This window comes from Rubritalea sp., assembly GCF_039830215.1.
In the GTDB taxonomy this organism is placed as follows: domain Bacteria; phylum Verrucomicrobiota; class Verrucomicrobiia; order Verrucomicrobiales; family Akkermansiaceae; genus Rubritalea.
In genome coordinates, this window is the sequence record NZ_JBDOPO010000057.1 from 1 (window position 1) to 9,316 (window position 9,316).

Below are 9,316 nucleotides of genomic sequence, written 5' to 3' on the forward strand. Positions count from 1 at the left end.
CCACTTCGATAAAACAGCCATGATATCTTCTTCTGCGACAGGAACGGTACTTTCCTCACTCACAATTTTCCACTTGGAAAGAGTCGTTTCCAACTTCTCCTTCCCCTGCTTTTCTTCATCACGCAGGGCAGCAGCCTTTTCAAAGTCTTGATCATTGATCGCTGCCACTTTGAGCTTGTTGATATCAATAATCCTAGCTTCTAGTTCTTTCACTTCTGGGGGGCGAGTCATCTGACCAATGCGAGCACGAGAACCTGCCTCATCAATAACGTCGATCGCCTTGTCTGGGAGAAATCTTCCAGTGAGGTAACGAGAAGACAGCTTCACTGCGCTCTCTAAAGCGTCGTCTGAGTACTTTGCCTTGTGGTGCGTTTCGTACTTCTCACGAAGTCCTTTTAGAATCTCAACTGCATCCTCTACCGATGGCTCATCGACTTTGACCTGTTGAAAGCGACGTTCGAGCGCGCTGTCTTTTTCGATAAACTTACGGTACTCATTCAGTGTTGTGGCTCCAACGACCTGAAGCTCTGAGCGGCTGAGAGCAGGTTTGATGATATTGGAAGCGTCCATGGCTCCTTCAGCTGAACCAGCTCCAACAATAGTGTGCAGTTCGTCAATGAAGAGGATCACATTTTTGACTTTCTTAATCTCATCCATGACCGCCTTGATTCGCTCCTCGAACTGGCCCCGGTACTTGGTACCAGCAACCATAAGGGCTAAATCTAGAGTGACCACGCGCTTGTCGCGCAAAAGTTCAGGCACGTTACCAGAAACTATTTCTTGGGCCAAGCCTTCAACAATAGCAGTCTTACCAACACCAGCTTCACCTACCAGAACTGGGTTATTCTTAGTACGACGACATAGAATCTGAATCACGCGTTCGATTTCTTCCTCTCGACCAATCACTGGATCGAGCCCATTTCCTTCAGCTTTTTTGGTGAGATCTTGTCCAAATGCCTTCAACGCAGGAGTCTTTGTTTTCCCTTCCGCCCCTTCTTCTGTGACATCCTCATCTCCCTCTTCGAAGACTTCGAAGACTTCATCTTCGTCGTCTGGGTTGAAATTAGGGTCGATCTCAGCAAGGACTTCTTGGCGAGTGCGCTGGATGTCGATGTCGAGCGACTGGAGAACGCGCGCGGCCACACCTTCACCTTCACGAAGTAAGCCTAGCAATAAATGCTCAGTACCTACATAAGAATGACTGAGTTGCTTGGCCTCTTTATTCGCTAAATTTAAAACTTTCTTCACACGAGGAGTGTAAGGAATCTGGCTGGAAACATTTTGTTCTGGTCCTGAGCCTACTTGCTTCTCGACCTCTAAACGGACAGTGTCGAGCTCCAGTCCCATACGTTCGAGTACATTAACAGCCACTCCCTGACCGAGCTTGATAAGCCCGAGCAGCACGTGCTCCGTACCCACGTAGTTGTGGTTAAATCGATCTGCCTCCTTGCGCGCTAGGGCAAGGACTTGCTGTGCTCTTGGGGTAAAATTATTCATTCTTGAAATTTAAGTCGCCAGTGATTTCACTATCACTAGGCATGTCATTATTGACTACATTGATAGCAGGCGCAGTGAGGGTTTGCAACCTACTGCGTAAGATTTCTGCGCGACTCACATCGCGCGCTTCTGGTTCTAGCTCAGTGCCAGCGTGTAACTGCAAATGTGCGGGTTGAATTTCCATCATCATGGAGTCGCATGCCTGCATAGATCCCTCAGGAAAATAGCCCATTGCCGCACCCATCCGTAGCAATGAGATATGAGAGAATGCCTCTTTCGAGTCAAACATCGTCGCATATCCCAAAATCCCGTAGGCGCGGCCAATTTTATCGCTCAGCTGATTCGGTTCATCTTCCAGCATCTTTAGGCGTGCATTTGTCTCGTGGGTTTCAATCTGGGCAATGACCCGCTCGAGACGTGAGATAATCACCTCTTCGCTTTCTCCTAGTGTCGCCTGATTTGAAATTTGAAAAAGATGCCCTAGTGACTCAGTCCCTTCACCAAAAATACCGCGAACAGCCAAGCCAATTTTGTTTACTGCTTGTAGAACCTGACCAATTTGCTCGGTAAGAACGAGCGCCGGTAGATGCAACATTGCAGATGCACGCATCCCAGTTCCTAAATTCGTTGGGCAAGCTGTTAAATAACCAATTTCATCATCGTAAGCAAATGCAAGATCCTTCTCTAAAGCATTGTCGACTTTGGAAAGTAATTGATGTGCCTCGCGCAAATCCAGACCCGCTCGGATCGACTGCATGCGTAAGTGGTCCTCCTCGTTGATCATCAAGGAAAGCCTTTGCCCCCGATCCACCACAGCGGCACTGCCATGACCACGAGCCGCTTGCTCACGGCTTATCAAGTGGCGCTCTACTAGGACTTGCTTCTGAAGTGGTTCTAGCTCGGAAAGCTCATGGGAAAAGCCATTTTTCATGACCTTTAACGCCTCCACCTTCGGTCGCATTTGCTCCATCGCAGCAATACGCTCGGCCTTTTTTGCCCAACCGGGAAATGACTGATCTCGAAGATTTCGTGCTAGTCGGATGCGACTAGTCACTACCACCTCGTTTTTGACATTTTTGCCTATCATCCAGTCAGCAGGATGCTTCATCAAAGTTGAAAATCGCATCATGGCCTCAGCTTATCTGAGCCTCCAACTCCTTGATTCCATCACGCAGTCCTACAGCTACTTCAAAGTTTTCACCAGCAATTGCCATCTCTAAGTCTTTCTTCATCGCCGCTAATTTTTTGCGCAATGCCAATGAATCAGCCATGCCTGAAGGAACTTTACCTTCGTGCTTAGTGCCGTGGTGCATCTTTGGCAATATAGGGAGTATTTCCCCACGGAAAGCTATGTAACACTGACTGCAACCAAGCCTTCCGACTTTTCTGTAATCTTCCAGCGTGAACCCACAATGCTCACACGCTTCAGCAACCTCGGCAACCATCACGGGCTGCGCTTGTTCGGGTGTCTCGTCCATAAGAATATCTACCATTGAAAATGCGCCAGGATCGGTAAGGCCGCTGTTATCTGCACAGACATCGCAGAGGCAGATCTTTTTCTGTCCCCCTTGTACTGCTTGGGTGTAAAACACCGTTGCTTTATTATCACAGAGCTCGCATTTCATTTATCTATCCAGATTAGATACGCGAACGAAAACTCCCAGTGCGAAATCATTTTTTTTTCAATACGCCAGAGTAGCCGCTGAGCATCTCAACTATTTCGAAGTTTTAGTAACCGCCCCTCCTCTTCTACCTCGCAGGCACAGCTCGCCTTGGAATGACAGGAACTGCTCTACGTCGTTCATCCTCTAGGGGAAGCGCCCTACGTGACGGTTCTTCGATCACTGCTCGGGCGGGAGGATCTTCCTCTACTCGTTGTGCGGCTGGGATGATTGGCGGTCCCGTTGGCTTCACTAAAACTGCTTTCGCTGGCTCAGGCTTTACCGGTTCAGGCGGCAAGGCGCCTGCCAAAAACATTGTGGAATCTGCGGACGGTTGCCCACGCCGCATCTTGATCACAACTCGTCGGTTCATTGCCTGTTGGTCTTGGTCTCCCTCTTTAATGAGGGGATGGCGCCTTCCATAGCCAATAACGATCAAACGTTTTGGATCGATCCGCATCGACTCAACCAACCATTGCTTGACGGCCTTGGCACGACTTAGTGAAAGCTCGCCATTTGGCAGGTCTCCACCAATCGTGTCAGTGTGCCCTTCAATCCAGCAATTTAGACTAGGGTTTTTGTCGATAAGCAACGCGACCTTAAGTAAACTATTGCGCGCGCTTTCTCTTAGAGTCGCTTGGTTGAATTCAAATAGAAGGTCAGATCCAATCATGCCCTTCGTGTTCTGCAGGGCGTTACCATCCATTCGAGCCATTGCCGAAAGTGGGGTGAAGTTTTCTAAAGCACCGTAATCAGCCAACCCACCAGCACCTTTTCTTTCGAGCTCTTCGTTAAATTTATCTGGATCAAACTCATCTGCTTTTTGCTCACCGGGGTCGATCACTAGTTGGCCAGCGGCCGCAACCTGCAGCACATCTTCCATTTTGCCGATTTCAGGAAGATCCTCAGTCAGCTCTGGTCCAGCGCTCGGCTCCAAGCTCTCCGCGAGAGCATCACCAGCCATGGCAGGAACTATCATTTCCATATCAAAATGAGGATCTACAATCTCGGGCGACATGTCTAATTCCGTGTCCTCTGGAATTTCCTCTAGGATTTCGATCTCGTCCAGCAATTCACCAGCCAACTCTGGAGGCTCAGCGATTTCCTCTTTTTGAACATCTGGTAGGGACTCGCGAAATTCAACTTCGCGAACGACGATCGGCTTAGTCTCCACCTCTAAAATTTCCCGTAGCGCAGGGAAACTAATGTGCATACTTTTTAGACAAAAAAGAACAGCCACATGCGCTAGCACAGCCAACACAACGGCCGTCATCACCAAACGCCCTACATGCTCGGTCTGGGGCAACTTAAAAGTCGACCCCTGCCTCACGTTTTTCCAACTGTATCCTCGCTCTGCCATTTCTTAGTTCCCCTAAAGCGTAAAGCATCCTTCTATTTGTTCAACCCTACACACTGTACTCACACTATTACTCAAAATAAGCGCACCTCCTATCAATCAGTCGGATAGTTTAAATTTTAAACCCACTCAATACATATTCAACCTTTCTATCAGAAGTCCGATAAATCAAAACCCCGAGCCTATGCAGAAGATGCCAGTTGAAGTATTTCCAGCCAGCCAAGAGGCTGTCGCCAAGCTCGCAGCTGAGACAGCCGAGCTCATTCGCACAAATGGCGTGGCCTGTAAGCAAAGGGTTCTCGGTATTGCCACTAGCGGCATTCCTATCGCCTACTACAACAAACTCGTCCGCTTCCATAAGGAAGGCTTCCTTTCTTTGAAAAGTGTGACTAGCTACAACCTCTACGCATTCGCAGGTCTTCCTGAGGCGAAAGTCGAGTCTTATTGGCACTTCATGCACCAGAAGATTTTCAACCAGAACTACTTCAAGCCAAGGACATCAATCTCCCATCTGGCACTGTCTCTACAGCTGGTATCCCAGCATATTGTGCTGAGTTCGAACAGACAATCCGCGACGCTGGTGGACTGGATCTTCAAATTTTAGGAATTGGCCGCACTGGCCACATCAAGCGCTATTCATCGTTTAACTATCAACAAAAAACTCAGCATCATCGTTCAAGATCAAGATCAAGATCAAGCTTGGCCCCATAGCTCCCAAACTCGATAGCAACAGACAAAAAATACATTTATGTCGGCCTATACAGCTATATTGTTCGCTACCCTCTCACGGGAAAAGCGAAGGAAGCTGTGTTCTTAACCCCTAATGACATGAATAATTCTAAGCCGTAGGTGCATGATCAACTCCGGCGATACTGTATAACCTTTGGCTAGCTACTCCCCTTTTGCAGCACCCATTTCTCTTCGAAGAGGTTCCAGCATTCGAGGAAGCCTGGGGCAAAATCTTCAGGTCGGGCGGCGACCCATTCGCGGACTTGTTCCATGGTGAACCACTCAGCGGCGTAGACTTCGCTGCACGGGAAGCGCAAAGCTCCGTCGTGACGTGCGAGGTGAAGCTCGATAAACTCAAAGCCCGTATTCTCAGATGCTGGAATTTTTGCAATCTTTTGAGTATCGACTCCCTCGATTCCGAGTTCTTCGCCAAGCTCGCGCACCACACAATCCTCATAACTCTCACCAGAGTCGAGGTGCCCTGCAGCACTGCTATCCCAACGACCTGGAAAGTTATCTTTTAGGCTCGAACGTTTTTGCAGAAGGATGTCTTTGTTCTTATTGAACACTAGAATGTGCACGGCGCGGTGCAGTAAGTTCTTAGCGTGCACTTCCTTGCGAATTTCTTGGCCAACGACTTCATCATTCTCGTCCACCACGTCAAAAATCTCATCATCTTTCTGAGGGATATCTTTGAGCGGGTTGTCGTCGTAGAGTCGTGTGATTTCTATCCAGTCTTCTAGAGAAATTTCTTCAGCGCGCGCGGTCAGTTGCAAATCCATTTTTGCTGCCACATCTTCCCATGCAAGATGGTCGGGCATTTGCTTTTTGATCTGCTTGCGACGTTGTGAGAAACCTCGGCGAATGAGTTCATCAAATAAGCGCGCATCGAAAATTGGAAGATCTCCTTCAGGCTTTGGCACACACACCATCACGGTTGAATCGATCTTCGGCGGTGGGGTAAATGCTTCTGGCGGCACGAGCATCACCGGCTTGCTCACCCACTCACTCTGCATACGTAGAGTCAGCACACCGTAGTCTTTGGTTCTAGGTACTGCGATGATACGGTCGATAAATTCCTTCTGCAGCATGAGAACCGCACGAGAAACCATTGTTGGTCGCTTCATAAAGTTGCGCATAATCGCGCCCCCCGCAGAGTACGGAAGATTGCCTAACAACTTGATTGGACCATATTTGAAAAGCTGGCGGATATCAAAACGAGCAGCATCTGCATGGTGCACCTCAACGTCGGGGTTGTCGGCGTACTTGTTCGTTTGGTACTCAGCTAGACGAGCATCGAACTCGATCAAGATAACCTTCTTTACTCGGCCAACAAGATGTTCGGTCAAAGCTCCAGTACCAGGCCCACACTCGACAACGATATTATTCTCATTTGGATGGAGTTGGTCCACAATCCCGCGTGCCACCTTTGCGTCACAGAGGAAGTTTTGTCCGAGCTGACGTGAAGGAGTAACTCCTGCATCGCTCAGCACCTTTTTGATGTCGCCTAAATCCATGCCCTCCTTCTAGCGAACAATTCCAGACAATCAACTCTAGGTAGTAAAAAAGGAGAGCACATCTTCTGAAACCTAGAGAGTCCTAGCAAATACGCTCCACTGTGCTATAAATGGAGGATGAAACGCCTTTTGATCATTCTTTTCGCCCTAGCCTTTCTGCCTGTAACTCTCCATCAGATTAGAGCCGAGGACAAACCTGAGGGAGTAAAACTCCTCTCATCACACGAAACCATCGCAGCTTTTACTGGCTCCAGCTTTCGGACATGCCGCCATCACACAGCTAACTGCCCAGACAAATGCCACCACGCCGGTAGTGTCGTCAGTTTTTCCGTCAAAGAATATCTCAACTATGTTAAACCAGGGAAATACGGTGACCCTAAAGCTGAAAAATTCCAAGTTATGGTCGAAGACCAATTGGGTACAGTTAAAGTCGACAAAGCTACTTTAGCTAAAATCAAAGCTCTCAAGTCTGGTGACACCGTCAAACTCTCATGGAACCATAACTATGTGACAAAAGGAGGCTCATCCTTTCCTGTTAGAACGATTACCAAACTAGAAGTAGTCAAAAAGAGCGAATAGGAACCCCTTCATTTCCCTCCTTATTTCACCATGGGTGACCGCTGCAGCAATGTCTCCATCCGAGTAAATGTATCAGCCTCAAACCCAATTGCCTTTTTTAGCAAGTAATCACGCTGCAGAATATTTTTTGATTTGCTGATCTTCCAATGCTCCGAAAACTTAAGCTTCCCGCAGAGCCATGGCCCAACTCCGGAGACTGGCATCGGGTAGTCACTGCCGTGAATGATGCGCTGCTGTACTTCAGGCGGGAGAATATGCTTCAAAGTGCGTGCCCGGTTCGGACTGCAAAGCGCGCTATTATCTGCATAAAGGTTCGGGTATCGCCCGAACATATCAATCAAGTCACCAGTCCAGTCTGGATCGAATAAGCCACTACGACCAGCGGAGTGCGCCGCGATCACAGTCACCCCACAATCAAGAATTTTAGCTAATCTCTTAGGGTCACCGAAGCTTGCATCATAGACCTTCACCGTCAGCTCACCGCCAGTGAGTGTGAGTAAAATCATTCCCTCTTCAGCCATTCTACTCCAGAATGGAAGGTAGCGATCATCCTCGTAGTCGATATTCAGACAATTGGGGAGTAATTTAAGAACTGGCATCTTCGCCGTAATACAACGCTCAAGCTCCTCCATTGCATCTGGCCGACCGGGGTGAATCGAGCATGCTGGGATCAGTTCTGGGTGCTTTTTTGCCAAATCCTCCACATAGTCATTGGCCACATAACACTGGGCGTCATTTGGCATGCGGCAGCCTTCATCATTGTAGGGAATGTCCTGAGCCAAAACCACCGCAGCATCGAGATCGCTCTCGCGTACTTGCTTGGCTAAATTCTCAGCATATTGTTCCTCCAAAGCAGTCTTGACTGCGTACTCAGCGGCAAGCCCAGTCCGCGAATCATCATTCGCCCCAAAAAAACTCTTATAAAGGGGCCGGCAAACTAAACCAACAAGCACTGCCAGATGATCCGTCGCCCACCAAATGGACATGGCAATCCATTTTCCGTAGGCTCATCGAGAGTATTTATGGAATTTAAGTTTAGCCCAAAACCTCGAGTAATTGCTCCAGATGCTTTGCTGGCTTCACTTTTTCAAGGATAGCCTCGATCTTCCCATCCACTCCAATCACGAATGTGCTACGCTCTGTGCCCATGTATGTCTTCCCATACATCTGCTTTTCCACCCAGACGCCATACGCCTCCACTATCTGTTTACCCTCATCGCTGATCAAAGCATACGGGAGTTGCTGTTTCTCGATAAACTTCTGGTGGCTCTTGATTGAATCGATGCTCACGCCAAAAACCTGCGCCTTGCCATTTAGCTGAGACCAATCATCTCGTATGGCACAGCCCTGAGTCGTGCACCCTGGAGTGTTATCTTTCGGGTAAAAAACAAGAACCAACCGCTGCCCGACAAACTCCGAAAGTTCAATTTGGGTTTCTTCTTGGTAGGTGCCGCCAATCACTGGGGCTAAAAATGCTGGGGCTTCACTGCCAATTTCTGGTTTCATTTGCGTTTGTTGGTTTGATGAAATGCGATGCTCTGCTAATACTTGCACGTTCCCTCCCTCTCAAGTACTAACTATGCAATTCCTCCCTGCTGCCTATCTCTTTTAAAAAGTGAATCCCGCGAATGCCATCACGACCATACGTCTTTTGCTGATTCCCATCTTCGGGGTTCTAGCTGTCATGTATGGTAAATCCATCCAAGATGGCGCCCCAGTAGAGAGCCTTCGGTATCTGGCTCTAGCCTCATTCATCATTGCTGCTGCTAGCGATGGAATTGATGGCTATGTCGCAAGAAAACTCAAGGTCACGTCAAAACTTGGTGCTGTACTCGATGCCCTCGCCGACAAGGTTCTCATGCTCACAGGGCTAGTCACACTTTCCTTTGTGCCTTGGGGGGAGGCTGACTGGATTATACCAATGTGGTATTTAATCATGGTAGTGGCCCGGGATGTAAGTATCGGCATTGGCTGCG

10 protein-coding genes are annotated in these 9,316 nt (G+C 48.5%); 3 read left to right on the forward strand and 7 right to left on the reverse strand.

Annotated features, from left to right (window positions below; all coding sequences use genetic code 11):
* The 4 genes from ABGY95_RS01490 to ABGY95_RS01505 all read right to left on the reverse strand — a co-directional run.
* A partial coding sequence (locus ABGY95_RS01490; protein ID WP_347439906.1) for an ATP-dependent Clp protease ATP-binding subunit occupies window positions 1-1,497 on the reverse strand: 1,497 nt, incomplete at its 3' end.
* Window positions 1,490-2,626, reverse strand: a complete 1,137-nt coding sequence (locus ABGY95_RS01495; RefSeq protein ID WP_347439907.1) for a protein arginine kinase — start codon at window positions 2,624-2,626, stop codon at window positions 1,490-1,492. The genes ABGY95_RS01495 and ABGY95_RS01490, both read right to left, overlap by 8 nt.
* A gap of 4 nt (window positions 2,627-2,630) precedes the next feature.
* Window positions 2,631-3,122, reverse strand: coding sequence for an excinuclease ABC subunit B (locus tag ABGY95_RS01500; RefSeq protein WP_347439908.1), 492 nt, complete (start codon window positions 3,120-3,122; stop codon window positions 2,631-2,633).
* 124 nt (window positions 3,123-3,246) lie between these two features.
* Window positions 3,247-4,518: an OmpA family protein gene (locus ABGY95_RS01505; protein WP_347439909.1), complete on the reverse strand. Its 1,272-nt coding sequence runs from the start codon at window positions 4,516-4,518 to the stop codon at window positions 3,247-3,249.
* A gap of 181 nt (window positions 4,519-4,699) precedes the next feature.
* On the opposite strand from ABGY95_RS01505, the gene ABGY95_RS01510 reads away from it, so the two are divergent.
* Window positions 4,700-5,119 (forward strand): hypothetical protein, encoded by a 420-nt coding sequence (locus ABGY95_RS01510; RefSeq protein ID WP_347439910.1) that lies wholly within the window; start codon window positions 4,700-4,702, stop codon window positions 5,117-5,119.
* 283 nt (window positions 5,120-5,402) lie between these two features.
* Here the strand turns inward: ABGY95_RS01510 and rsmA are convergent, their stop codons facing one another.
* A complete protein-coding gene (gene rsmA, locus ABGY95_RS01515; RefSeq protein WP_347439911.1) occupies window positions 5,403-6,761 on the reverse strand; it encodes a 16S rRNA (adenine(1518)-N(6)/adenine(1519)-N(6))-dimethyltransferase RsmA in 1,359 nt (452 codons plus the stop codon).
* Window positions 6,762-6,878: 117 nt separating this feature from the next.
* Between rsmA and ABGY95_RS01520 the strand changes: the two genes are divergently transcribed.
* Window positions 6,879-7,340, forward strand: coding sequence for a hypothetical protein (locus tag ABGY95_RS01520; protein ID WP_347439912.1), 462 nt, complete (start codon window positions 6,879-6,881; stop codon window positions 7,338-7,340).
* Window positions 7,341-7,360: 20 nt separating this feature from the next.
* On the opposite strand, the gene ABGY95_RS01525 is transcribed toward ABGY95_RS01520, so the two are convergent.
* Both ABGY95_RS01525 and ABGY95_RS01530 read right to left on the reverse strand, forming a co-directional pair.
* Entirely contained in the window at window positions 7,361-8,326 is a 966-nt protein-coding gene (locus tag ABGY95_RS01525) for an amidohydrolase family protein (RefSeq protein ID WP_347439913.1), read from the reverse strand.
* A gap of 49 nt (window positions 8,327-8,375) precedes the next feature.
* On the reverse strand, window positions 8,376-8,846 hold the full coding sequence (locus ABGY95_RS01530) for a peroxiredoxin (protein WP_347439914.1): 471 nt from the start codon (window positions 8,844-8,846) through the stop codon (window positions 8,376-8,378).
* A gap of 109 nt (window positions 8,847-8,955) precedes the next feature.
* On the opposite strand from ABGY95_RS01530, the gene ABGY95_RS01535 reads away from it, so the two are divergent.
* On the forward strand, window positions 8,956-9,316 hold a 361-nt coding region (locus ABGY95_RS01535; RefSeq protein ID WP_347439915.1), incomplete at its 3' end, for a CDP-alcohol phosphatidyltransferase family protein.